This is a genomic window from Nguyenibacter vanlangensis (assembly GCF_038719015.1).
GTDB lineage: Bacteria > Pseudomonadota > Alphaproteobacteria > Acetobacterales > Acetobacteraceae > Gluconacetobacter > Gluconacetobacter vanlangensis.
Genome location: NZ_CP152276.1, coordinates 1,541,852 through 1,567,801, shown reverse-complemented (window position 1 = coordinate 1,567,801; position 25,950 = coordinate 1,541,852). Strand labels below are relative to the sequence as shown.

18 protein-coding genes are annotated in these 25,950 nt (G+C 64.6%); 11 read left to right on the top strand and 7 right to left on the bottom strand.

The window, feature by feature from the left end; genetic code table 11:
* The first annotated feature begins 35 nt into the window (after positions 1-35).
* Positions 36-1,430, top strand: coding sequence for a DUF6504 family protein (locus AAC691_RS07115; protein ID WP_342630164.1), 1,395 nt, complete (start codon positions 36-38; stop codon positions 1,428-1,430).
* Positions 1,427-4,621: an error-prone DNA polymerase gene (locus tag AAC691_RS07110; protein ID WP_342629496.1), complete on the top strand. Its 3,195-nt coding sequence runs from the start codon at positions 1,427-1,429 to the stop codon at positions 4,619-4,621. The genes AAC691_RS07115 and AAC691_RS07110 overlap by 4 nt, the downstream gene beginning before the upstream one ends.
* A 58-nt stretch (positions 4,622-4,679) precedes the next feature.
* Here AAC691_RS07110 and AAC691_RS07105 read toward each other — a convergent pair whose 3' ends face one another.
* Together AAC691_RS07105 and AAC691_RS07100 are read right to left on the bottom strand one after the other, a co-directional pair.
* Entirely contained in the window at positions 4,680-5,219 is a 540-nt protein-coding gene (locus AAC691_RS07105; protein WP_342629495.1) for a heme-binding protein, read from the bottom strand.
* Between the two features lie 156 nt (positions 5,220-5,375).
* Positions 5,376-6,677: a carbohydrate porin gene (locus AAC691_RS07100; RefSeq protein WP_246285478.1), complete on the bottom strand. Its 1,302-nt coding sequence runs from the start codon at positions 6,675-6,677 to the stop codon at positions 5,376-5,378.
* A gap of 977 nt (positions 6,678-7,654) precedes the next feature.
* Here AAC691_RS07100 and AAC691_RS07095 point away from each other — a divergent pair.
* The 3 genes from AAC691_RS07095 to AAC691_RS07085 all read left to right on the top strand — a co-directional run bounded on the left by AAC691_RS07095 (position 7,655) and on the right by AAC691_RS07085 (position 11,334).
* Entirely contained in the window at positions 7,655-8,200 is a 546-nt protein-coding gene (locus tag AAC691_RS07095; protein ID WP_176639593.1) for a sugar dehydrogenase complex small subunit, read from the top strand.
* Between the two features lie 132 nt (positions 8,201-8,332).
* Positions 8,333-9,670: a cytochrome c gene (locus tag AAC691_RS07090; RefSeq protein WP_342629494.1), complete on the top strand. Its 1,338-nt coding sequence runs from the start codon at positions 8,333-8,335 to the stop codon at positions 9,668-9,670.
* Between the two features lie 29 nt (positions 9,671-9,699).
* A complete protein-coding gene (locus AAC691_RS07085; protein WP_342629493.1) occupies positions 9,700-11,334 on the top strand; it encodes a GMC family oxidoreductase in 1,635 nt (544 codons plus the stop codon).
* A 272-nt stretch (positions 11,335-11,606) separates the two neighbouring features.
* Here AAC691_RS07085 and AAC691_RS07080 read toward each other — a convergent pair whose 3' ends face one another.
* On the bottom strand, positions 11,607-12,317 hold the full coding sequence (locus tag AAC691_RS07080; RefSeq protein WP_176639591.1) for a GntR family transcriptional regulator: 711 nt from the start codon (positions 12,315-12,317) through the stop codon (positions 11,607-11,609).
* Positions 12,318-12,503: 186 nt separating this feature from the next.
* On the opposite strand from AAC691_RS07080, the gene AAC691_RS07075 reads away from it, so the two are divergent.
* The 4 genes from AAC691_RS07075 to AAC691_RS07060 all read left to right on the top strand — a co-directional run bounded on the left by AAC691_RS07075 (position 12,504) and on the right by AAC691_RS07060 (position 18,560).
* Entirely contained in the window at positions 12,504-13,160 is a 657-nt protein-coding gene (locus AAC691_RS07075) for an aspartate/glutamate racemase family protein (protein WP_342629492.1), read from the top strand.
* 131 nt (positions 13,161-13,291) lie between these two features.
* Positions 13,292-15,772, top strand: a complete 2,481-nt coding sequence (locus AAC691_RS07070) for a TonB-dependent receptor domain-containing protein (RefSeq protein ID WP_342629491.1) — start codon at positions 13,292-13,294, stop codon at positions 15,770-15,772.
* A gap of 4 nt (positions 15,773-15,776) precedes the next feature.
* Positions 15,777-17,219: a cytosine permease gene (locus tag AAC691_RS07065; protein ID WP_342629490.1), complete on the top strand. Its 1,443-nt coding sequence runs from the start codon at positions 15,777-15,779 to the stop codon at positions 17,217-17,219.
* A 201-nt stretch (positions 17,220-17,420) separates the two neighbouring features.
* Positions 17,421-18,560, top strand: a complete 1,140-nt coding sequence (locus AAC691_RS07060) for a serine hydrolase domain-containing protein (RefSeq protein WP_342629489.1) — start codon at positions 17,421-17,423, stop codon at positions 18,558-18,560.
* Positions 18,561-18,655: 95 nt separating this feature from the next.
* On the opposite strand, the gene AAC691_RS07055 is transcribed toward AAC691_RS07060, so the two are convergent.
* Positions 18,656-19,402, bottom strand: a complete 747-nt coding sequence (locus AAC691_RS07055; protein WP_342629488.1) for a glucose 1-dehydrogenase — start codon at positions 19,400-19,402, stop codon at positions 18,656-18,658.
* 153 nt (positions 19,403-19,555) lie between these two features.
* Between AAC691_RS07055 and AAC691_RS07050 the strand changes: the two genes are divergently transcribed.
* Positions 19,556-20,281, top strand: a complete 726-nt coding sequence (locus tag AAC691_RS07050) for a TetR/AcrR family transcriptional regulator (protein ID WP_342629487.1) — start codon at positions 19,556-19,558, stop codon at positions 20,279-20,281.
* A gap of 19 nt (positions 20,282-20,300) precedes the next feature.
* Here the strand turns inward: AAC691_RS07050 and polX are convergent, their stop codons facing one another.
* On the bottom strand, positions 20,301-22,028 hold the full coding sequence (polX, locus tag AAC691_RS07045; RefSeq protein ID WP_342629486.1) for a DNA polymerase/3'-5' exonuclease PolX: 1,728 nt from the start codon (positions 22,026-22,028) through the stop codon (positions 20,301-20,303).
* 138 nt (positions 22,029-22,166) lie between these two features.
* On the opposite strand from polX, the gene AAC691_RS07040 reads away from it, so the two are divergent.
* Positions 22,167-24,014, top strand: a complete 1,848-nt coding sequence (locus AAC691_RS07040; RefSeq protein WP_342629485.1) for an adenosylcobalamin-dependent ribonucleoside-diphosphate reductase — start codon at positions 22,167-22,169, stop codon at positions 24,012-24,014.
* Positions 24,015-24,220: 206 nt separating this feature from the next.
* Here the strand turns inward: AAC691_RS07040 and AAC691_RS07035 are convergent, their stop codons facing one another.
* Positions 24,221-25,318 carry a CapA family protein gene (locus AAC691_RS07035; protein ID WP_342629484.1) on the bottom strand — a complete coding sequence of 366 codons (1,098 nt, stop codon included), beginning with the start codon at positions 25,316-25,318 and terminating at the stop codon, positions 24,221-24,223.
* 13 nt (positions 25,319-25,331) lie between these two features.
* A complete protein-coding gene (locus tag AAC691_RS07030) occupies positions 25,332-25,901 on the bottom strand; it encodes an HPF/RaiA family ribosome-associated protein (protein WP_342629483.1) in 570 nt (189 codons plus the stop codon).
* Positions 25,902-25,950 lie beyond the last annotated feature (49 nt).

Genomic DNA, 25,950 nt, shown 5'->3' with positions numbered 1-25,950 from the left:
TGGTCCTGGCCGGACGGGAGAGAAGCCGGCGCGTCGTGCTGGCCGCCGATCTCGCCGCCCGGAAGCTCGGCCTGCGCGCCGGCATGCCGGTGGCCCAGGCCCAGGCGCTGGTGCCCGGCCTGACCGTGATGGACGCCCGGCCCGAGGCCGACCTGGCCGCGCTGGAGCGGCTGGCGCTGTGGCTGCAGCAGCGCATCGCGCCGATCGTCGCCCTCGATCGGCCGGACGGGCTGGTGCTGGACACCACCGGCGCCGATCACCTGCATGGCGGCGAGACGGTCATGCTGCGCGATATCGTCCGGCGGCTGGCCGCCTCGGGCGTGCATGCCCGCGCCGTGGCGGCCGGAACGCTCGGCGCGGCCCATGCGGTGGCCCGCACGACCCGGGATATGGCGGTGGTGGTGCCGGCCGGCGGCCTGCGCGACAGGATCGCCGATCTGCCGATCGCGGCGTTGCGCCTGCCCGAGAACATCGTTGCGGGCCTGGACAAGCTGGGGCTGCGCCGGATCGGCGACCTGGACCATGCGCCCCGCGCGCCGCTGGCCCTGCGTTTCGGGCCGGAGGTCGCCCTGCGCCTGGACCAGGCCCTCGGCCGCGTCGACGAACCCATCCTGCCGGTCCGTCCGGTCGATCCCGTTTCGGCCGCCCGCGCCTTTGCCGAGCCGATTGCGGCGGCCGAGACCATCGCGCGCGCGATCGGCACGCTGGTGCCGCCGCTCTGCTCCGGGCTGGAAGCGCGGGGGCTGGGGGTGCGGCGGCTCGACCTGCTGCTGCATCGGGTGGATCGTCGGGCCGAAGCCGTCCGGATCGCGACGGGCCGGCCCGTCCGCGACGCAGAACGCCTGGCCCGGTTGCTGTGCGAGAAGATCGAAACCATCGATCCGGGCTTCGGCATCGAGCGCATGGTGCTGACCGCCACGCTGACCGAGCCGATCGAAACCCGCCAGCATGTCTCCGCGCTGGTGGAGCAGGAGGACGCCGATCTTTCCGGCCTGATCGATATCCTGGCCAACCGGGTGGGGATGCGGGCGCTCTATCGCCTCGCCCCGGTGGAAAGCGACGTGCCCGAGCGGTCGGTCACGCGCGTCCCGGCTCTGGCGCCCGACGCCCGTGCGGAATGGCCCGGTTATTGGCCGCGCCCGATCCGGCTGCTGCCGCATCCCGAGCCGATCGGGACCATGGCGATGCTGCCGGATCACCCGCCGGCGTTCTTCGTCTGGCGGGGCGTGCGGCGGCGCGTCGCATGCGCCGACGGTCCGGAGCGGGTGTTCGGCGAATGGTGGCAGGGCGACGCCGAACTGGCCACGGTGCGGGATTATTTCCGCGTGGAAGACACGTCCGGCGCGCGGTTCTGGATCTATCGCGCCGGCGACGGCGAGCATGGCGAGAGCGGTTCGCAGCGCTGGTTCCTGCATGGGATCTTCGGATGACGCGCTATGCCGAATTGCAGGTCACCAGCCATTTTTCCTTCCTGCGCGGGGCGTCGTCCCCGCGCGAGCTGTTCGAACGCGCCAAGGCGCTGGGCATCCGGGCGCTCGGCATCACCGACCGCAACACGCTGGCCGGCATGGTGCAGGCCCATGTCGCGGCACGGGAAAGCGGGTTGCGGCTGGTGGTCGGCTGCCGGCTGGACCTGACGGATTGCGCCCCCGTCCTGGTCTATCCCGCCGATCGCGCCGCCTATGGCCGGTTATGCCGCCTGCTCTCTGTGGGCAAGGCGCGGGCGGGGAAGGGGAAATGCAGTCTCGCCTGGCGGGATCTGGCGGAATCGAACGAGGGGCTGCTGGCCGTACTGGTGCCGGAATTGGCGCCGGAACTGGCGCCGGAAATGGCACCGGGTGGGGCCGATGATGCGTGCGCGCTGCATCTGCGCAGGCTGCGCGCGGCATTCGGGGAGCGGGCCTATGTGGCGTTGACCCTGCGCCGCCGTCCGAACGACCAGATGCGGCTTTATGAACTGGCCGGCCTTGCGCAGCAGGCCCGGGTGAAGACCGTCGTCACGAATGACGTGCTGTTCCACAGCCATGACCGGCGTATCCTGCAGGATGTCGTCACCTGCATCCGGCACAACACCACCATCGACGCGGCGGGCTTCGCGCGGGAGCGCCATGCCGATCGTTACCTGAAACCGCCGGAAGAGATGGCGCGGCTGTTCGGCCGGTATCCCGAGGCCATCGACCGCACCATGGAGATCGTCGAGCGGTGCGCGTTCAGCCTGGACGATCTGGCGTATCAATATCCGGACGAGAGCGTCGTGCCGGGCCAGACCCCGCAGCAGGCGCTGGAGGCGCTGACCTGGCGGAGCGCGCGATCGGTCTATCCGGATGGTGTTCCCGAGACTGTGCGCAATACCCTGCGGCATGAACTCGGCCTGATCGGCCGCATGCGTTATGCGCCCTATTTCCTGACGGTGCATGCGATCGTGCGGGAGGCGCGGCGGCGGGGGATCCTCTGCCAGGGGCGGGGCTCGGCGGCCAATTCGGCGGTCTGCTACGTGACCGGCATCACCGCGATCGATCCGACGCGCAATGCCCTGCTGTTCGAGCGGTTCGTGTCCGAGGCGCGTGGAGAGCCGCCGGATATCGACGTCGATTTCGAGCATGAGCGGCGCGAGGAAATCATCCAGTGGGTCTATGAACATTATGGCCGCGACCGCGCGGCCCTGACCGCCGTGGTGATCCGCTATCGCGCCAAGGGCGCGCTGCGCGATGTCGGCAAGGTCATGGGGCTGCCCGAGGATCTGATCGGGCAGCTTGCGGGGCAGATCCGGGGATGGTCGCGCACTGTCGATCCGGAGAATTTTTCCGGGACCGGGATCAATCTGGACGACCGGCGGATCCGCCTGACCCTGGAACTGGCGCAGGGCCTGATCGGCGTGCCGCGCCATCTCTCGCAGCATCCGGGCGGGTTCGTGCTGACGCGCGACCGGCTGGACGAACTGGTGCCGATCGAGCCTGCGGCGATGGACGACCGGCAGATCATCGAATGGGACAAGGACGATATCGACGTCCTGAAATTCATGAAGGTCGATGTGCTGGCCCTGGGCATGCTGACCTGCATGCGCAAGGGGCTGGAGCTGCTTGCCGCGCACAAGGGACAGCATTATACGCTGGCCACCATTCCGGCCGAGGATCCGCCTACATATGCGATGATCCGCAAGGCCGACACGATCGGCGTGTTCCAGATCGAATCCCGGGCCCAGATGTCGATGCTGCCGCGGCTCAAGCCGCAGGCGTTCTATGACCTGGTCATCGAAGTCGCGATCGTGCGTCCCGGCCCCATCCAGGGCGACATGGTGCACCCCTATCTGCGGCGGCGGGAGAGGCTGGAGCCCGAGGATTATCCGACGCCCGCGCTGGAGAAGGTGCTGAAAAAGACCCTCGGCGTGCCGCTGTTCCAGGAGCAGGCGATGCAGGTGGCGATGGTCTGCGCCGATTTCACCGCCTCGGAGGCCGACCAGCTTCGCCGCGCCATGGCGACCTTCAAGAACACGGGCACCGTGTCGCAATTCCAGACCCGGCTGATCGAAGGGATGAAGCGGAACAATTATTCCGAAGAGTTCGCCCAGCGGATCTATCGGCAGCTCGAAGGATTCGGCGCCTATGGCTTTCCGGAAAGTCACGCCGCGAGTTTCGCCATCCTGGCCTATTCGTCCTCATGGCTGAAATGCCGCCATCCGGATGTGTTCCTGGCCGCGCTGCTGAATTCCCAGCCGATGGGGTTCTACGCGCCCGCGCAACTGGTGCGGGATGCCCGGGAGCATGGGGTCACGGTGCGGCCGGTCTGCGTCAATGCCTCGCGCTGGGACAGCACGCTGGAGGAGCCTGAGCGCGCGGACGGGATCTGCGCGGTGCGGTTGGGCATGAGCCTGGTCAAGGGGCTGTCCAACGCCCATGCCGCCGCCATCGTCGGCGCGCGCGGCGAACGGCCGTTCGGCTCGGTGGATGACGTGTGGCGCCGGGCCGGGGTTCCCCAGGCCGCCCTGGTGAAACTGGCCGGGGCCGATGCGTTCCGCCCCGGCCTGGGGCTGGCGCGGCGGGAGGCGCTTTGGGCCATCCGGGGCCTGCGGGACGCGCCGCTGCCGCTGTTCGCGGCGGCGGACCGGCAGCGGGAAACCCTCGAGCCGGAGATCGCGCTGGCGCCGCTGCCGGCCGGGGCAGAGGTCGTGGACGATTACAACATGGTGGGGCTGAGCCTGCGCGCCCATCCGGTATTTTTCCTGCGGGAGGATCTGCGGCAGCGGGGATTCGTCTCCTGCCGCGCCGCCATGGCGATGCGCGACGGATGCCGGGCGGAGGCCGCCGGCGTGGTGCTGGTGCGCCAGCGCCCCGGGTCAGGCGAGGGCGTGTGCTTCGTGACCCTGGAGGACGAGACGGGAATCGCCAATCTGCTCATCTGGCCGGATATTTTCGAGAAATATCGCCGGGTCATCCTGTCCGCGACCATGCTGGCCGCGAAGGGGCGCGTTCAGCGGGAGGGCGACGTCGTCCACCTGGTCACCCTGGAACTGACCGATCTTTCCCCCTTGTTCGCCGATGTCGGGAACCGGGACGTCGCCGGGGCCGGGCGTTTCGAGAGCGCGGCCGCGACCATTTCCGTCAGGTCGAGGGATTTTCACTGACATCGGCGACCGCCATGCCGCATCACCCGTTCGGGACGACGCGGCATGGCGGTTTGCATCACTTGATGGTCTGGACGCCCCGGGTGACGGCCTCTTTGGCCAGAGTCGCATCCGTTTCGCCTTCGCCGCCGCTGAGGCCGAGGGCGCCGATCAGCTTGCCGTTCACCATGATCGGATATCCGCCGCCCGCGGGGAGCGTGTCCGGCAGGGTGGCGATCATGTAGTTGCCGGCGTTCAAGGCGTGTTCCATGTCCGCCGTCGGGCGGAGATAGTTCACGGCGGTCTTGGCCTTCAGGATCGCGAGCCTGACGCTTCCGAGCTGCGTGCCGTCCATTTTCTGGAACGCCACGAGATTGCCGCCGGCATCGACGATGGCGATCGCGACATGCGCATGCCGGGCCTCGGCGGCGTGCTCCGCGTGCGCGATGAAGGCAAGCGATGTGCCGAGGTCCATGGCACGCTCCTGGGACAGGGCAGGATGCGAAAGGACCAGCCCCGTGGCGAGCATGCAGGCCGCAGCCAGCGCGCCGCGCGCCGGCGTGCGCCGCGCGTCGGGAGAGGCCGCGAATGAGAGGGACAGGCCGGAGAGAAAGCGCATGATGGTTCGCCGTCGATGGGAGAGTGGGAAAGGGGCGGGACGGCATGCCGTCCCGATCGGGCAGGGCTTATACAAGCAGGGCTTATATAAGCAGGCTTCATATAAAGCAGGCCGCCGGGGGTCGTGTGAAGGGCATCTTCGGCCCGGCGGGACGCATCAGAAATTCGTCGTGAACTGACCGCCGAGCACGGCGACGTCCTTGAAGGTCGTCGTGGCGCCGGGATGCTGCATATACTGGAAATCGGCCTGAAGGTTCGTCGCCGGTGCCAGGTTGATGCTGTAGAACGCCTCGTACATGTTTTCCCAGTTCTGGATTCCGTAAACCGGGCCCCACTGGTTGGACAGGAAGGGCTGTCCGAGGGCTTGAGAGGATTCCTGCTGGAGGCTGACGGTACGGCTCATGTCGACATGCTGGAACAGGATGCCCACGAAATCGCCCGGCCGGCGCCAGGATGTGCCGCTGTCCACGAAGCCGACCCATTCGCGGTCGCGCATGGCGACCTCGTTGCCCTGCGCATAGCCTGCGCCGCCTTCGATGATCAGGCCGTTGGTCAGCCCCGGTCCGTTGCGCATAAGCATCTGGTCGAACATCAGCCAGGCGACGTTCATGCCGGCTTCATAGCGGCGCGACTGACCCGTGGCCTGGAAGGAATTGCCGTTGATGTCCTCGTACAGGTTCGGATAGCGCGAATTGTCGTACCAATAGCCGATCTTGTAGTTGCCGCGCAGCTTGTCCCGGCCGAATTCGGGCATCCATCCGATTTCGAACTGCGACGTCACCTTGCCAAGGCCGCTTTGCGCCATGGCCCAACCCGAAATGCCGCCATTATAGGCGTGCGGGCTGACGGCGAAGACGCCGCCCATGATATAGGTCTGATCGGTCGGACGGATCCTGAGAACGCCGCCCAGATTCCCCGAGGGCCAGTCGCGGCCTCCGGGATTGTATTTCCCGGGTGCGAAATTGCTGCAGACCGAGACGTTCATGAAGAAACAGGCCGTATAATCGAAGGAGAAGAAGCTGCCGGTCGGGATGTCGCCCAGGGACAGGATGACGTGTTTGTTGAAAAAGGTCTTGTCCGCATAGAGTTCGACGAGATGGGCGACCACGTTGCCGCGCGCGCCGTAGATCTGTTCGGGGTTGGTAACGGAATCGCCGACGGCCTGGCTGAAGCTCCGGCCGTGTCCATTGACGACGAGCATATGGGTCCAGAAGCCGTTCACCCCGGCAAGGCGTTGCCAGTCGATATCCAGCTCTCCGGCGACCTGGCCGGCCAGGACGTTCGCCCGGGTCTTGCCGCCGGTGATGTTGCCCATATATTCCTCGTTCAAAGAGAAATTCAGGAAAATGCCGCGCTTGACCAGCCAGGGCTGGATGCCATGCCAGTCGCCGAACAGATGCGGCGCGCCCGCCAGCGTCGGGATGATGGGGCCGACATTGAATTCCCCGACATTATCCATGGGATAGGCGATCCCCTGATATTCCGGCGGCGGCGCGCCCTGGTCGATCAGCTCATGCGGGACGGCCTGGGTCTGGGCATGGGCCTGGGCATGCGCCCCGTGCGAATGACAGAAAGACGTCAGAACAAAAGCGACAAGGAACCATGCGGCACTTTCAATGAAGTGACGTAAATGGTGACATTTCTTGCGTCCAACCATTGGAGTCCTATGGGAAACAGCGAAATTTTTTATCTGTGAAAAAGAGGCATTCGATTCATGAGGGGAATGGGGGCATCAAGTCTTCTTTCGTATCGGGGCATGGATCACTGGGACCCGGCTTAGCATAGACTGTTCGATTCCGTTATTGCGCTCCATGGATGTCCGTGTTGTCCAAGGAGAGCCGCCGGTCACGAGACGGAAAATTGTTCTTTCGGAAAGGTCCGTTTAAAAAAATATACGGTGTAAAATCTACAGAACGTAAAATCGTGGAAGTATCGTCTGATTAAATAATAATTTATACTTAGGTTACTAAATTAAATATCTGTTTAATATGTGCCGTGAATGCTTCTGGGAAAATAAAATAACATAAATAATTATTTATTCCTGCCTAAGAAATCATATAATAAAATTGATATTATATAAAAATTATGTTAATATTTCGTAAAATCCCGGCAATATGCCGGTCTTGATCGGTATTTACTTGAAATAACATTCAAATATTTATAATTAACTGTGAATTATGGAATTATTCTTCTGATATCATGTAATTGACGGGCTGTTTTTCCAAATGAACGGCTCTCCTTTTCGTGGTCAAAAAAAAGTTACCTGTTCGCCCTCCCGTCCGCGGTCCCGGCGCATTGCGCTCACAAATTTCCGCGATTATGGATTGTCCACCCTTCTGGTAAAGTCCGCTGACGCTGGGAAGAAGATTTTGCGTATTTCTTGAATTTTTAAATTCACGCTTTCGATAAATCGGAAAAGATATGGAAAATACTGAAATGCGGGGGACGCCGCGCGCGCGCGGCCGTATGGTGTCCCGCCGCAATATGCTGATGGTGTCCGGCGCGTCGGCTCTCGGCTTGTTCGCACCGTCCTTCCGGTCGGCCATGGCCCAGGGGATCGGCGGCGCGGCGGGGGACGACACGGCGGAATTCGTCGCCTTTTCCCGTTTCGCAACCGGACACGATAATCTCGACCCATTGGTCGGGCGGTCCCTTCTGGCGGCCCTGCGTGCCCAGAGCACGGCTTTTCCGGATCAGCTTGCCGCATTGATCAAGACGGTTGCTGACAGCAAGCCGGCGGACGTCGAGGCGCTGGAAGAATCGCTGCGCGGCAATCCGCTGCATGACACGCTGCTGCAGATCATTCGCGGCTGGTATTCCGGCGTGATAGAAGACGGCACCGATGCCAAGGTCTATGCGTTCGAAAATGCCCTGATGTATCAGCCGGCGCGCGATGTCGTGGTGATTCCGACCTATGCGCATAACGGCCCGAATTACTGGGTCGCCGAGCCTGCTCCCGTCGCGCAAATGCCGCAATTCTGAACGGGAGCGAAAACATTGAAGAATTCTGTCTCGACGTCCGGAACGCTGCTTCGGCGTTTCTGGCTGGCGGCTCCGTTGGTCCTGGCGGGGTATGCGGCGCCGTCGCATGCGCAAGCATCGCAGGGAGAACCGATGAGCCGCGGCCATTATCTCGCGGTTGCTGCCGATTGCGCGGCCTGCCACACCAATGGCCGTGACGGCGCGTTCCTGGCGGGCGGATATGCCATCGCATCGCCGATGGGGGCGATCTATTCGACGAATATCACGCCGTCCAGGACATACGGCATCGGCAATTATACGCTCGAGCAATTCTCCCGCGCCATTCGGCATGGTGTGCGGGCGGATGGCGCCCAGCTTTATCCGGCGATGCCTTACGGGTCGTATAGCCTGCTGACGGACGACGACGTTGCGGCGCTGTACGATTACCTCATGCACGAGGTCAAGCCGGTGGATCGGCCCGCGCCGGAAACCCGGCTTCCGTTCCCGTTTTCGATCCGGGCGTCCCTTTGGGGCTGGAAGCTGCTCAGCGGCGTCGTCGGCAAGCCCTATGTTGCCGATCCCGCGCAGAGCGCCGCGTGGAATCGCGGCAAATATCTCGTCGATGGCCTCGCGCATTGCGGAGAATGCCATACGCCGAGGAATATCCTTCTGGCACCGAAAACATCGGCCTATCTCGCGGGAGGAGATGTCGGATCGTGGCGGGCGCCCAACATCACCAGCGATGCCGTGGCCGGGGTCGGCGGCTGGTCCAACCAGGCGCTTCAGACCTATCTGCAGACGGGCAAAACCGCCCATGCCCGTGCCGCGGGACCGATGGCCGAAGCCGTCGAGCATAGTTTCCAGTATCTGACGCCGGATGACCTGGCGGCGATCGCGGTCTATGTGAAATCGGTGCCGGCGATCGGCGAGCCGGGCCAGAGCGTCGCGAATTTCGCGCATGGCGGCAAGGCGGCGCCGTTCGATTACGCCGCAGCCAACGCGCGGCGCGGCGACAGCACCATCACGACCATGGCGGCCGGCAATGTCCTGTATGAATCGGTCTGCGCAAGCTGCCACCAGTCGGATGGCAGGGGCAGTGCCGACGGATATTATCCCTCGCTGGTCGGCAACACGACCACGGGTCAGTTGAACCCGAACGACCTGGTCGCGAGCATCCTTTTCGGCGTCGACCGGACGGTCGGTGGCCGTGAAATCCTGATGCCCGGTTTCGACGGACATTCCCTGGTGCAGTCGCTGTCCGATCAGCAGGTCGCCGCGATCGCCAATTACGTCCTGGCGCATTTCGGCAACGCGCAGGCTTCGGTGACCGCCGAGACCGTCGCCACGGTCCGCGCGGGCGGCAAGCAGGTCCCTATTGCGAAGCTTGCCGACCCTTCGGTCATCGCGGTCCTGGCTGTCGTCGTTCTCGTGATCCTGGGCGTCCTCGCTCTGGTGCTTCGTTTTGCCCTCAAGTCCAGACGCGCCGCCTGAGCCGCCGGGAAACAGGAGAAATTTCAGTCATGGCACAAGATACGCAGACGGCGGATGTCGTCATCGTCGGCGCGGGTATTTGCGGCTCCATGCTGGCGCACAAGCTTGCGCGCAACGGCCTGTCCGTGCTGCTGCTCGACGCGGGTCCGCACAGGGATCGCGACCAGATCGTCGAGAACTGGCGGAACATGCCGCCCAACAACAAGTCCCTGTACGACTACGCCACGCCGTACCCGTCGGTCCCGTGGGCGCCGCATACCAATTATTTTCCGGACAATGGCTATCTGATCGTCAAGGGGCCGGACGCCAGCGCGTATCGTCAGGGCATCATCAAGGGCGTGGGCGGCACGACCTGGCATTGGGCCGCGTCGAGCTGGCGTTACCTGCCGAACGATTTCCGCCTGAAATCGACGTATGGCGTCGGCCGCGACTACGCCATGAGCTATGACGAGCTGGAGCCGTATTACTACGCGGCGGAACTGGAAATGGGCGTGAAGGGCCCCAACGGACAGGAGATCATTCCGTCGGCGCCGAGGAAAAATCCGTGGCCGATGGATTCGATGCCCTATGGCCCGGGGGATCGTCTCTTCACGGAAATCGTCAAGCCGCTGGGCTATGACAATACGCCGGTGCCCCAGGCCCGCAACAGCCGTCCCTATGACGGCCGTCCCCAGTGCTGCGGCAACAACAACTGCATGCCGATCTGTCCGATCGGCGCGATGTATCACGGTGTCTACGGGGCGTGGAAGGCCGAGCGCCACGGTGCCAGGATCATCGCCAACGCCGTCGTCTACGCGATCGAGACGGACGCGAAAAACAACATCGTCGCGATGAATTATTACGATCCGGACAAGGGGACGCACCGCGTCGTCGCCAGGACGTTCGTCATCGCGGCCAACGGCATCGAGACGCCCAAGCTGCTGCTGCTGGCGGCCAATGACCGCAACCCCAACGGGATCGCCAATTCGTCCGACCAGGTCGGCCGCAACATGATGGATCACCCGGGGATCGGGATGAGCTTCCAGGCGGCGGAGCCCGTCTGGGCCGGCGGCGGGTCGGTGCAGATGAGTTCGATCACCAATTTCCGCGACGGCGCATTCCGTTCGGAGCGTGCCGCCATCCAGATCGGCTACAACAACACGGCGCAGAATTCCCGCGCCGGGATGAAGGCCCTTTCCCTGGGGCTGGTCGGCAAGAAGCTGGACGAGGAGATCCGCCGCCGTTCGGCGCATGGCGTGGATATCTACGCCAATCACGAGATCCTGCCGAATCCGGAAAACCGCCTGGTTCTGTCGAAGGATCATCGCGACGCGCTGGGGATTCCGCATCCGGAAGTGACGTACGATGTCGGCGACTATGTCCGCAAGTCGGCGGTTCTGTCACGCCAGCATCTGATGAAGATCGCCCAGGCCATGGGGGGTACGGAAATCGAGATGACGCCCTATTTCACGCCGAACAACCATATCACCGGCGGGGCCATCATGGGGCATGACCCCAAGGATTCCGTTGTCGACCAATGGCTGAGGACGCATGACCATCCGAACCTGTTCCTGGCGACGGGGGCGACGATGGCGGCGTCGGGAACGGTCAATTCCACCCTGACGATGGCGGCGCTGTCGCTGCGTGCCGGCGACGCCATCCTGGAAGACATGAAGCACGGCTGATGCAGGTTCTGCTCGGATGCGCGCATCCGAGCAGGCAGGGCCGTCGGGCGAAACCATGGCATGGCGCATGTCCGGTGAACCGGTGTTCATCGGACATGCGTTTTGTTTTCCGGGGCCTCTCGCGGTCGGTCGGAACCACGCAGTGTCGTGGGATTTTCTGCAAAACGGTGACGTGGACCATGTCGTGACGGGTCTATCCCATCATGCCATCCCCCAAGGCCCGGGCAGGTGGCACCGGCTTGCCGCCGGGGCGTGGCGGCGGATGCGGATCGTTATGACGGGGCGAGAAGGAAGCTGAGCGAGGTGACGGGCGGGGGGGCGAGGGAGAAATCCATGTTGCCCTCGATTTCCAGCAGGTGCCGCGCCATGAGGCGTGCCGCCTCCATGGTCGCCCCTTCGTGGATCGCCGCCAGAATTTGCCCGTGATCCATGGTCAGGCAGCAGGTTGCCTTGCGCCGCTCGAACAGGGCGATGATCAGGGACGTCCGCAGGATGAGGTCGCGCAGCATCGCCGCGATGACGGGGTTGCCGACGGCCAGGGCGAGTTCGAGATGGAACTGGCCGGACAGCCGGATCATGTTCACCGAATCATTCTGGCGATGGCTTTCGCGCTCGCGCTCGATCGTCGCGCGCAGCGTTTCGTACGCCTCGTCCGTCAGTTTCCGGCAGGGATGTTCGACGGTGCCGATTTCGAGCACGCGGCGCGCTGCGAGGATATGCATCGCGTCCTCGGGCGTCGGCCGGGCCACCGAGGCGCCGCGGGCCGGTTGCAGCACGATGATATGTTCGCGTGACAATGCCAGCAGGACGCGGCGGACGCGCGCGCGCGTCGTCGCGAAGGTCTCCGCAAGATGCTCCTCGGGCAGCTTGCTGCCCGGCGGCAGGCGCCGCTCGAGGATCGCGTCGCGGATCCGGTTCGCGATCGTGGCTTCTTCCGGCGCGAGGCCATTGGAATCGGTCGGGTCGAAAAACGAAAGCGTCATGGACATGGCGGTTCTGGCTGTCTCGGGAGCAGGAGGCGCATGATCGATTGTGAACGTCATGCATGGCCGCCGCATCCCTGTCCAGTGAAAGGGCTGCCACTTATAGATTGTAAACAAAAAAGATGAACAATAGGATGGCGAGCGGCGAGGCTCTTCCGCTTCCGCCCTGGTCGCAAGGGGGACGCCGTGCCGCGGCTTCTGCTTTTCAATCCCAATACCGATGCCGCGCTGACCGCCCGACTGGTGGCGATCGCGCGGCGCCAATTGCCGGATTGGGCGGTGCGCGGCATGACGGCGCCGCGCGGGGCGCGGTATATCGCATCGCCCAAGGCCTTGCGCATGGCGGGCATGGTCGCCATGGACTGCCTTGCCGGCCTGGACCTGGCGGGGTGCGACGCCGTCCTGCTGGCATGTTTCGGCGACCCGGCGCTCGACGCGCTGCGCCGGGCGCTTTCGGCGCCGGTCTTCGGCATGGCCGAGAGCGGCTTCGCCGCCTGCGCGGCGCCCGGGGGGCGGTTCGCCGTCGTGACGGGAGGAGCGGACTGGCCCCCGCTGATCCGCGACCTGGCCGACCGGACGGGATATGGCCGGAGCCTGGCCGACGTGCGGGCGATTCCCCATTTCGGCCGGGCGGCGCAGGCCGATCCGCACGGCACGCTTGGGGCATTGGCCGCTGAAGCCCTGATTGCGATCGAACGGACCGGTGCGGAGCGGATCCTGCTCGGCGGGACGGGGCTGGCGGGATTTCGGGATGCGCTGGCCGCGCGGCTGGCGGTGCCCGTGCATTGCAGCCTCACCGAAACCTTGCGGGCGGTGGTGTCCCATATGGCAGCACGGGGCTGATTTGCTCTCAAATATTGTGAACAATAATCGTTGACATATTGTGACGGATCGTCATTCTCCATTCGGAATGTTTCGCGAGTGGTCGGGTTCCGGGCGGTGGGCCGGGCACGTGCAGGATGGAGAGGGACGAGATGGCCAGCAGAGGAAAATTGCGGGAATTGCCGCTACGGCTCTCCCTGGCGGGCGGAAGCGCGCTTCTGCCGGCGATGCTGCTGCTTTCGGCGGCGGTGGCGCGTCAGCCGGCGCAGGCCGTGCCGGCGAAAGGCCGGGCCGCCGCCAGCCATCGTCCCCGGGCCGGCGCAACGGTGCCGCCGGCCGGACGGCGCCGTGCCGCCCTGCCGCCGCAGGCGGAGGCCATCACCGTGCAGGGCGCGACCCTGGGTGCCGATGGCGTCAACGGCCGCGCGCCGGGCGGGGGATTGATCCGCCCGCAGACGGCGCCCAAGGCCCGCAGCACGATTTCGCAGGATTATATCGCCAAGCAGGCCCCGGCGCAGAACGCCTATAACCTGGTGAAGATGGCGCCGGGCGTCGTTGTGGCGAATACCGACCCGGCCGGGCACGAGAAATCGGCGCTGAGCATGCGTGGCCTGACCCAGGACGAGATCGCGAACGTCTATGAGGGGATGCCGCTTTCAAGCGTGGGCGGATATAACCTCGACCTGGCCTGGGTGATCGATACCGAGAATATCGGCAGCATTTCCGTCCAGCCTGGCTCGGCCGGCCTGGATTCTCCCGCGATCAACGGGTCGGGCGGCCTGTTTTCCCTGTCGATGCGCGATCCGTCGCGGACATTCGGCGGCCTGGCGGATGTCGGCGCGGGCAGCCGGGACTATACGCGCCAGTTCTTCCGCGTGGATACGGGCGAATGGGGGCATTCGGGCATCCGCTCGTTCATCTCGGTCTCGAACCAGCATGATTCGTTCTATCGCGGACCAGGGCAGGAGAGTTTCCAGCACGTCGATTTCAAGATCCTGAAGGAATGGGACGAGAACAACCGGATTGCGCTGATCGGCGGATTCATGCGCGGCCTGGCGGGGAACGAGCCGTACTGGAACACGACGATGGCCAATTGGAGACGCTACGGCTGGAGCAATCAACTCGCGCGCTATTACGACCCCGGCACGCAGAATACCGATTACTGGAAGCTGAACTGGCTGCATTCGCGAACCTATAACATCGTCGCGCCGATGCATTTCAAGGCCGGGCGCGTCAGCTTCGACTTCACGCCCTATACGGCCTATAACGACAAGGTCTATGGATCGGGTACCGACCTGAACAACGACCTGTATTACGGGAACCAGTTCGTCACCGGCATGGTCATCCCGGGGCAGCATCCCGGCACGACGTCCGGCATCGCGGAATCCTATTCCAGCCTGAACGAGATGCGTGGCGGGTTCAGCGCCAGGACGATTGTCGATCTCGGCGCCAACAAGCCGTTCATCGGATATTGGTACGATTATGACAATGCGACGGACCTGACCGGCTTTACCGGCGTCTATCAGGACGGTTCGCCCTATACGCCCTGGGGTTATCTCAGCAAGACCCTGCGGATGCCCGATGGCCGGCCTTATTATACCACGGACTATAGCGACATCACGCAGACCAACGCCTTGTATGCGGGTGATACGCTCAGCCTTCTGCAGGGGCGGTTCGTCGCCGAGGGCGGCATGCGCGTGACGATGATCAACCGCGATGCGACGCAGCGCCTGCCGGGGCTGCCCTATAAATATGGCCTGAACGAGCTGCAGCTTCTGCCGCAGCTCGGCGCGCATTACCAGATCGATCGGAACTGGCAGGTGTTCGCGGGCGTGGCGACCGGGGCGAAGGCGCCGCCGGATTCCTATCTGATCTCGACCCTGAATCCGAATACCGGGCAATATGCCTATCGCGGCAATGCCGCGGTCAAGCAGGAATATTCGATCTCGGAGGAAGCGGGGCTTCGCTATGACGGGACGCTGCTGGTCGGATCGCTGACGTATTTTCATTATAATTTCACCAACCGTCAGATTTCGACCTATGGCTATCTGGGCAACGAGCAGATCGCCGAGAACCTGAACGGCGGCGGGCAGACGAGCGACGGTTTCGACGCCGAGATCGGGACCAGGCCGATCCATCATTTCCGGCCCTATGTGTCGGCGCAATATCTCCATTCGACCATCGACAACAACATCCGGGCGGGCAACGACTACCTTCCGACGAAGGGCAAGACGGCGATCAACAGCCCCGAATGGACGACGTCGCTGGGGATCGACTGGGATAACGGGACGTTCTTCTGGAATTACGGCCTGACCTATTTTTCCAAGCAATATTCGACCTTCATGAACGATGAGGCGCTGCCGAGCCTCGTGACCATGAACCTGACCGTCGGCGCACGCCTGCCCAAGACGGGCTGGCTGGGCCGCAGGACGTCATCGGTCTTCAAGTCGCCGGAAATCATGCTGTGGATCAATAATCTCGCCGATACCAAGGCCTATTCCGCGATCAACAGTCCCCGCCTGAACGCCAGGACGACGCGCGGCATCTTCGGCACGGAAATCGCCGGGCAGGCACCGACCTACAATACGCTCAGCCATTTTTATGCGATCGTGACCTTCCGGACGGGGTTCTGACGGAATGGAACGGGCCGCCGGGACGGGGATGCCGCATGACGAACTCGCGCCGGTGGCGGTGAAGGACTGGGGATGGTTCGCCTATCTCTCCTTCTGGATGTCGGATGTCCACAGCATCGGCGGCTATGTCATGGCGGGGACGCTGTTTTCCCTTGGCCTGTCGGCGCTCCAGGTCCTCGGGGCGCTGGTCGCCGGCAGCCTGCTGGTGTGCGTGTTCTGCACGCTCATGGCGATGCCCAGCCAGCGTCACGGCGTGCCCTTCGCCATCGTCGTCCGTGCCTCATTCGGCCGGCGCGGCGCGCTGCTGCCCGCGGCGGTGCGGGCCGTCGTCGCGATGGCCTGGTACGGAATCCAGACATGGCTGGCATCGAACGCCATCTGCCTGCTGCTGGTCCGCCTGCTGCCCGGGCTGGCCGCGTGGGACGACGTACGCCGCCATGGCTTCCTGGGTCTCTCGGCGGTGGGGTGGGGGTGTTTCGTCATCCTCTGGGCCGTGCAGATGCTGATCTTTCAGCGCGGGGTCGCGGCGATCCGCCGCTTCTTCGACCTGGCGGGGCCGGCGGTCTATGGCGTCATGCTGTTGCTGCTGCTCTATCTGGCGCGGCGCAACGGATGGCGTTGGCCCGCGCTGTGGCATTCCGAGGCGCATGGCGGGGCGTTGGCGGCGGTGAACGCGGTGGCGCTGGTCGTCTCGTATTTTTCCGGACCGATGCTCAATTTCGGCGATTTCGCCCGGAACGGCCGGTCCATGCGCCAGATCATCTGGGGCAACCTGCTGGGGCTGCCCGTCAATTTCGTGCTGTTTTCGCTTCTGTCCGTCGCCACGACCGCGCTGACGTTGCCGGTCTTCGGCGCGCAACTGATCGATCCGGTGGCGATCATCGCGCGGGTGGACAGCGTGACCGCCACGCTGCTGGCGATCATCACCTTCGCCGTGGCCACCGCGGGGATCAATATCGCCGCGAATTTTGTCTCCGGCGCGCTGGATCTGTGCGCGCTGGCGCCCGGGCGCATGAACTGGGCGCGCGCCGGGTGGCTGTGCGGCGTGGGCGCGGTGGCGATCACGCCCTGGAACCTCTACGACGACCCTGCGCGGATGCATATGACGCTCGACGTGCTCTCGGCCTTCATCGGCCCGTTTTTCGGGATCGTCCTGACGGATTTCTGCCTGATACGGCGCGGGTGGCGCGATGTGCGCGCACTTTACGCCGATGCCGCGCAAGGCCCCTATCGCGACTGGTGGGGGTGTAATCCCGTGGCCATCGGGGCGATGCTGTGCGCCGTCGCGATGGCGTTGCTGCCCGAATTCTGTGCGGCTCTTGCGCCGCTGCGCAATTTTTCATGGTTTGCGGGAAGTGGGATCGCGTCGATCCTGTATCTGGCCGGAACGACGCTTCTTCCGGCATCGCCGGTCCTTGTCGAACCGGATATTCGCCTGTCGCGATGAAAGCGATGCCGCGCTGAGGGGGGCATCGTGACGTCTGCCGTTTGGTGGGTGAGGGCGTGCGGATCTGGGAAAAGAGAAACTTGCGTAGGCCGAAGGCAACATGCCAAATGCGCGATGAGCGGTAATTTGGCGGGATTACCAGGGGGACGGCGGTCATGCGCAGCTTCGCCATCGATTGGTGGGTTTAAAACGGAGAACGCGATGAGCCTTCGCGACGACCTTGACCGCATAGCCAGAACTGCAATCGATGGCGGGCGCATTGTCGGCTCGGTGGTGATCGTTTGCCATCGTGGAGCGTCGATCTATCAGGCCGCCCATGGATGGGCCGATCGCGAGAATGGGAGGCCGATGAATATCGATACGATGTTTCGGCTGTCGTCTCTGACAAAGCCGATCATCGCAGCATGTATCCTGGCGCAGGTGAAATGCGGGCTTCTCCACCTCGATCATGCGGTGTCGGATTTTTTCCCAGCCTTCACGCCATGCATGCCCGACGGAAGCATGCCGCCGATCACTGTCCGGCATCTCTTGACCCACACGTCCGGTCTTGGTCTGGACGTGTCGCGACTCGCAAGCGACGGACAAGATCCTGGACGAATCGAAATGGCTTATTATCATCGGTCTCTGGAGCAGGTCGTAAGGCTTCATGGCGGCAGCACGCTGCGCTTCACGCCGGGGATGGCCTGGGCTTATTCCCGATCCTATGACGTGCTCGGGGCGATTGCGGCATTGCTTGCCGATGACACACTCGAAGGCGCCGTGGAAAAATTCGTGACTCGGCCATTGGGCATGCGCGATACGGGATTTCGCGTGACGGACCGTTCCCGGTTGGCCACCGCCTATGCCGACGGCGCCACGCAACCGGTTCGCATGCGTGACCCGCACGTGCTTCCTGATCCATGGGGCGGTCAAACTATATTTCACCCCGACAGGATCTTCGACGGTCAGGCCTTCTTGTCCGGTAGTGATGGAATGATCGGGACCGCGTCGGATTACATGTTGCTGCTCGAATCTCTTTGGCGTGGCAGAACGCCTTTCGGAAAATCCGGTGCAGCGGAGGCGTTATCGAATCAGACGCCCCATCTACCACATGCGGTTGCACCCGGATGGCAATTTTGCCTTATCGGCGCATGGCTTGATCATCCTGCGCTGGCCGGGTCGCCGGCGTCGGCGGGGACCGCCCGCTGGGGAGGAGTTTTCGGGCACAGCTGGTTCATCGACCAGGTGGCCCAACTTAGCGCGGTTTCAATGACGAACACGGGGTTGGAGGGCAGTGACGGCTTGTTTCCGAATGAGATCAGAGATGCCGTCTACAAGAATTTGCGCATTCGTGACGCGTGAGCGAAGCTCGGGATATATGGCCGACCAGTCCGGCCCGGGGGAGTAAACTCCCCGGGCCGGGATGTCATGATCGTTTCAGGCCGAAAGGACCGGGTTCAGCGAACCCCGCCGGCGGCGATGATTTCTTCGCCGGTGAGCCAGGCGGAGTCCTCGGACGCCAGGAAAACCGCGACCGGCGCGATGTCACCGACCTGGCCGACGCGTCCGAGCGGGGTCTGGGCGAGGGCGTTCTTCTCGAAATCGGAACCGATGATGCCCTTGCTCTGCGTGCCTTCGGTTTCGATCAGGCCCGGATTGATGCTGTTCACCCGGATCTGCCGCGGCGCGAGTTCGAGGGCCAGCACGCGGGTGATCGCATCCAGGGCGCCCTTGGTGCCGGTATAGATTGCGGTATGCGGCGGGGTGATGCTGCTGACGACGGAACTGATATTGATGATACTGCCGCCCGCGCCGACATGCCTGGCGGCCGCCTGGGTGGTCAGCAGGACACCCAGCACGTTGATGTTGAAGAGCCTGTGGAACTGTTCCTCGGTCACCTGTTCCAGCGGCGCGAATTCATAGACGCCGGAATTGTTGACCAGGATGTCGAGCCGCCCGTACTGCGTGATGGCGGCGCCGATGATCGCCTCGGCGTCCTCCTTGCGCGACACGTCGCCCCGTACGGCGACGGCCTTGCCGCCGGCCGCCGTGATCGCCGCGACGACGGCGTCGGCGCCCGCCTTGCTGGAGGCGTAATTAACGACGACGGCGGCCCCTTCAGCCGCCAGCGCCTTGGCGATGCCGGCACCGATGCCCTTGGAGGCGCCGGTCACGACCGCCACTTTTCCTGAAAGTCTGCTCATGGTTCTTGCTCCTGCTTCATCCGGCACGGCATGGTGCCTTGTTTCGTGACGTCCTGTCGGGGTCGAGCGGCCACGGGCTTAAAATTTGGAGTGGCCGCTCCAACATCAGCCACATGAGGATCGGAGATCCGGCGTTCAAGGATTTATGGAGCGATGGCATCAAAAAATATCCGCGAGGAGAAACCGTGTGGAGAGAAGCGCGGCCGCGGCCGCCCGCAATCCTTCGACCGGTCGAAGGCCCTGTGCGCCGCGATGCGGCTGTTCTGGGACCGGGGCTATGAGGGCGCGCGTTTCGACGACCTGATCGCCGCGATGGGGATCAGCCCGTCGAGCTTCTACAACGCGTTCGGCAGCAAGGAGCGGCTCTATCAGGAGGCGATCGACGCTTATCTCGAGGCGGCCGGCACCTGGTTCCTGCGCATCCTGCATGAAAACGCGGATACGAGGACGGCGTTCGAGAAACTCATGCTGGCGGCGGCCATGGAGTTCACCCGCGAGGATCTGCCGGCCGGGTGCATGATCTCGGTGTCGGGCACCCAGGGGGGGCCGGAACAGGCGCGGTTGCGCGACCTGATGGCGCGGCAGCGCGCGCTGTCGGAGGCTGCGCTGGTGGAGCGCCTGCGCAAGGGGATCGCGGACGCGGACCTGCCGGCGCATACGGATGCCGAAGGGCTTGCGGCGTTCTTCAGCGCGCTGTTCCGCGGGATGGCGGTGCAGGCGCGCGACGGCGCGTCGCGCGAAAAATTGCTGGAAATCGGGCGGATCGGGATGCTGGCATGGCCGGCGGACCCGTTCGCCGTCCCTGCCGCCGGATTTCAGAACCCCGCTTCGCCCATGAACCCCGCTTCGCCCTTGAACACCGAGACGGATTTCCGATAGGCGCGCGGACCGCTGCCGCCTATGCCGCGCGCGCGGCACGCCGTCCCAGCAGGGCGCGAAGCCCGGCCAGCGGGCGGGTATTGAGCACGTCGTCGGGGCCGAGCCATGCGCGCCGTGCCTGGTCGATGCCGAAGCGCATATATTGAAACGCGTTGACGGAATGCGCGTCGGTGGAAATGGCGAGTTTGACGCCCTTGCTTCTGGCCATGTGGGCATGGGCGTCATTCAAATCGAGCCGATCGGGCTGGGCATTGATTTCCAGGGCACAGCCAAGGTCGCGCGCGGCCGACGTGACGCGGTCCATATCGATCGCGTAGGGCGCGCGTTCGCCCAGCAGGCGGCCGGTCGGGTGGGCGATGATCGACACGTGCGGGTTTTCCATCGCCCGCAGCATCCGTGCGGTCTGCGCGTCGCGCGGCAGGTCGAAGAAGGAATGGATGGCGGCCACGACGATATCGAGCCGCGCAAGCGTCGTATCCGGCAGGTCCAGGGTACCATCCTTGAGGATATCGACCTCGATCCCCTTGAGGATCGTGAAGCCCTTGAGGCCGGCATTCAGCGCGTCGATTTCCGCGCCCTGGCGGGCGACCCTGTCGGGGTCCAGCCCGTGCGCCATGGCGACGCGCCGGCTATGGTCGGTCAGCGCCATGTAGCGATGGCCGCAGGCACGGGCCGCCGCCGCCATGTCGGCGATCGTGGCCGTGCCGTCGGTCCAGTCGGAATGGACATGCAGGTCGCCCCGCATATCCGCCAGTGCGATCAGGCGCGGCAGCCTTCCGGCCTGCGCCAATGCGATCTCGCCGCGGTCCTCGCGCATTTCAGGGGGGATATAGGCAAGGCCCAGCCTGTCATAGATCTCCTCCTCGGTGGTGCCGGCGATGCGGCGTTCGCCGGCGAACAGGCCGTATTCGTTGAGTTTCCACCCATGCCTGGCGGCGATCGCGCGCAGGGCGATGTTGTGCGGCTTGGAGCCGGTGAAATAGAGCAGGGCGGCGCCGTAGCTTTCTTCCGGAACCGCGCGCAAATCGACCTGGATGCCCGAACGCAGGACCACGGTGGTGCGCGTCGGGCCGTGGGCCAGGATTTCTGCGGTATTCTCATAGGCGGCCAGCCTGTCGCCGGCCGTCGCGGCCTGTGCGCTGCTCGCCAGGATGTCGAGATCGCCGATGGTGTCGCGGCGGCGGCGATAGCTGCCGGCCACCGCCACGCGTCCCCCGCTTTCGCCCAGATAGCCGGTCAGCGCCTGGGCTTCGGCCTCGGCGACCGCAAGCTTGAAGCGCCTGGGGCCCACCGGTCTTCCGAGCGCCTCGCCGAGCTTGCGTTCCGTGATGTCGCCGAACCCCGGCAATTCATGGACATGCCCCGCCGCCACCGCCCGGCGCAGATCATCCAGCGAGCGGACCCCGAGCAGGTCGTAAAGGATTTTCACGCGCTTCGGTCCGAGACCCGGAAGCGTCGCCAGCGCGTCGAGTTCGCCCGGAAGCTCGGCCTTCAGCTTGTCCAGCAGCGCGAAGCGGCCGGAGCCGACGATATCCGCGATCTTGTGGGCCAGGTCTTCACCGATGCCGGGCAGGTCCGCAAGGTTCTCCCCGGCCTCCAGCATCGCGGTGACCGCTTCGGGCAAGCCGTCGATGGTGCGGGCCGCGCGACGATAGGCCCGTACCCGGAACTGGTTCGCGCCCTCGATTTCCAGAAGGTCCGCGGTCTGGTCGAACATCGCCGCGATCTCGGCATTCTGGACCGGCATGCGCCTGCTCCATCGGCATCGCAGGATAATGATGGCACATTGGCATGATCCCCCATGAATCCAGGGGCGGGGGGCTTTTTCCGCGCGGCGGCCGGGTCACATTCCGTTTTTGCCCGTTTTGCGACACGGACAGGTTCAATGGACATGGACCCGGCCGAAATTTCCGATTATGTATGGCGCGCCAAATATCGGCTGGTCGATGCCGGCCGGAGCGAGGCGGGCATTGCCGATAGCTGGCGGCGCGTCGCGCGTGCCATCGCCGCCGCCGAGCCGTCCGGCGCGCCGTTATGGGAGGCGCGTTTCTTCGATCTCCTGCAGGATCGGTCCTTCCTGCCCGGCGGCCGGATTCAGGCCGGGGCCGGAACCGCGCGCAATGTCACCCTCTTCAACTGTTTCGTGATGGGAGAAATAGAGGATTCGATTCCGGGCATCTTCCGGGCTCTGGAGGAAGCGGCGGTGACCATGCAGGCCGGCGGCGGGATCGGGCTGGATTTCTCGACGCTTCGCCCGCGCGGCCTGCGGGCATGGGCGGCCGGCACCATCGCATCCGGTCCGGTCTCGTTCATGCAGATCTGGGACGCGATGTGCGGGACCGTGCTGTCGACCGGTGCCCGGCGCGGCGCGATGATGGCGACCCTGCGGTGCGATCATCCGGACATCGCGGAATTCGTCTCGGCCAAACATCGGCCCGGCATGCTGCGGCGGTTCAATATGTCGGTCCAGGTGACCGACGCCTTCATGGCGGCCGTGCGGTCCGACGCGGCCTGGCCGCTGGTGTTTCCGGCCGCCGCATTCGGGCCGGACGATCAGGGCGGCGAGAGCGTGGCGCGGCGATGGCCGGGGTTGTCCGTTCCGGTCCCGTGCCGCGTCGTGCGGCGTGTCGGCGCCCGTGCGCTATGGGATGACATCCTGCGCAGCACCTATGATTTTTCCGAGCCCGGGGTCCTGTTCGTCGACCGGATCAACGCGTCCAACACGCTCTGGTATTGCGAGCGGATCAGCGCCACGAATCCCTGTGGCGAGATGCCGTTGCCCCCTTACGGGGCGTGCGACCTGGGCTCGCTCAACCTGGCGTGTTTCGTGCGCGCGCCTTTTACCCCGCAGGCGGATCTCGATACCGGGCGCCTGGCGGAGGCCACGCGAGGCGCCGTGCGTTTTCTCGACGACGTGATCGATGTCTCGCGTTATCCCCTGCCGCAGCAGGCCGAGAACGCCCGCGCCTCGCGCCGCATCGGCCTGGGCGTGACCGGGCTGGCCGACATGCTGCTGATGCTGGGCCTGCGCTACGATTCCGCACAGGCGCGCGCCGTTGCCGCGGACATGATGCGCGTCGTCTGCCACGCGGCCTATCGCGCCTCGGTTGCCCTGGCGCGCGAGAAATCGCCTTTCCCGCGTTTCGTGCGTGATGCCTATATGCAGGGGCCGTTCATCCGCGCCTTGCCCGGCGATATCCGCGATGCGATCGCCGCGTCCGGCATCCGCAACAGCCATCTGCTGGCGATCGCGCCGACCGGGAGCATCAGCCTGCTGGCCGGCAATGTTTCGAGCGGGCTGGAGCCGATCTTCGCCGCGTCCCATCACCGCACGATACTGGACGAAACCGCGGCGCCCCGGGATTTTCTGCTGACCGACTATGCCGTTGAGGTCTGGGCTCGGGGGGCCGGGGCGCGCGGGGCCGGGGGCGAAAGCGGGCGGCCGGGCCTGCCGCCCGCTTTCGTATCCGCCAGCGACCTGGGGCCGGAGGATCACATCGCCATGCAGGCGGCACTGCAGCCCTTCGTGGACAGCGCGATCTCGAAAACCGTGAACGTGCCGCAGGACTATCCGTTCGACGCGTTCAAGCGCGTCTACGACCTTGCCTATGACAGCGGCCTCAAGGGCTGCACCACTTTTCGCCCCAATCCGGTGACCGGCATGGTCCTCAGCGACCCCCAATGCTGTACCGCCGGGCACGAAGCCGATTATACCAGCGCGTGTCATGATTGACCGTCCCGTTCTCTCTTTTCGGGGCGCTGCCCCGAACCCCGCCAAAGGCGGTGCCTTTGGAAACCGATTATTTATCAATATAACGGGGGTAATGGGGTGCAGGGGTCAGTGACCCCTGCCGGGTTCGGGCGGAGCCCGACCTGTCTTCCAAACGGTCAATGTCCAAGTGGATTGGTATTAGACGCTGGTCCCGGCTCTTGGCCTGGCTATCGGATCTCGAACTCTCCCGATGGCAGCGGAGTCAGCGATGTTTCCAGCGCCGCGCTTTCGCGGGCCAGGACATGATGGAACCACGTGATATCGGATTGCCGTGGCGTTCGGAGGCGGAAATTGCGGATCTGCATCGGTACGACGCGCAGGGCGGCCAGCCGGCCGTCTGTGCCCAGGCGGGGGAGATAGAGCGCGGCCAGATCGGGCCGGAACGCGGCGTACCCTCCGATCCCTTCATAATCGTTGATAAGGTCGCCGCAGCCATACAGGATCAGTTTCCCCCGATGGCATTCCAGCCCCAGCCGGTGATGCGCGGAATGCCCGTGGATCAGGTCGGCGCCGCGATCGATCAGGGCCTGCGCAAATTGTCGGTGCGCCTGCGGGATGAGATAGCCCCAATTGCCGCCCCAATGGATGGAGGCGATCACGATATCGCCCGGCCGGCGCCAGCGTTGCATGTCTTGCGCGACCAGTTCGGCGCTGCCGGCCGACAGGTCGGGCAGAAGATACAGGCCCGGCATATGCGCGCCGGCCTTCCATTCCTCCGGCACGCCGCTGCTCGGCAGGGCGCAGGCGAAGACCAGCAGGCGCCGGTCGCCGCCGGCAAGCGGCAGTACGGCCGGGGCCGTGGCCTGGGCCAGGTCGCGCCCCGCGCCGGCGGTTTGGATATGCGCCTTCCATAACGTATCGAGGGTCTGCATCAGGCCGGCCTGCCCCCAGTCGAGCGTATGATTGTTGGCCAGCACGCAGCAATCGATGCGGGCCGCCGTCAGGCAATCGACATTGTCCGGATGCATCCGGTAATTGATCCCCTTGGGCACATAGGCGCCGGACGTGGTGACGGCCGTTTCCAGATTGACGATCCGCGCCGAAAGGCCGGCATCGCGCAAATAGGGCAGGGCATCGCCCCAGACATAGTCCGGCGCGACATGCCGGGGAATGGGACCGTTTTCCCGCTCGGCCAGGTCGAGATAGCCGAGGGCCGACGCGACATGGCGCTCATGCAGTTCGGGTTGGCCGGGATGGCGCAGGATCTGGTCCACGCCGCGCCCGAGCATGACGTCGCCGCCGAGCAGGAGGGTGAGGTCGGACATGGCGGCGTCAGGTTTAGGACGCCGGCCGGCGTTTCTCGCCCGGACGCACGATGGCGGCCTGGAGGCCGGTTTCCCCCTCGGTAACGGCGACATGCACCGGGCTGCCGACCTGCAACTGGTCGAATCCGTCGTCGGCCACGCTGTGGCGATGGAAATAGACCTCTTTCCCATCGGGCAGTTCGATGAAGCCGTAATCCTGTCCGGCGACGAAGCGGGTGACGTGGCCCTCCTGCAAGATGGGTTCGTGGTGTTTCACCTGTCCGCCGCGCGTGCGCACATGGTCTTCCAGCCGGCGGACTGCCGCGTCGAACGCGTCCCGGACGGCGACATAGGCGTCCTCATGCGCATGGTTTCGCGGTCCTTCGCGCGAGACGACGATGTCGCCCGCCGGGGTGCTCACCACCAGTTGCACGTGGTACAGATCGCCCTGGTGATGATGGCGGTGCGGGATTTCGACCGTCACATGGCAACGCAGGATGTCGCTTTCGAAATGCGTCAACTGTGCGGCCCTGGCGCGGATTTTCGCCTCGAGCGCCGGCGAGGGATCCATGTTCTTGAAGGTGATCTGCACGGGAATGGCCATGGCGTCGTCCCCTGGACATCCGGCCCCGCCTGCCGCGGCCCTGCCTGCG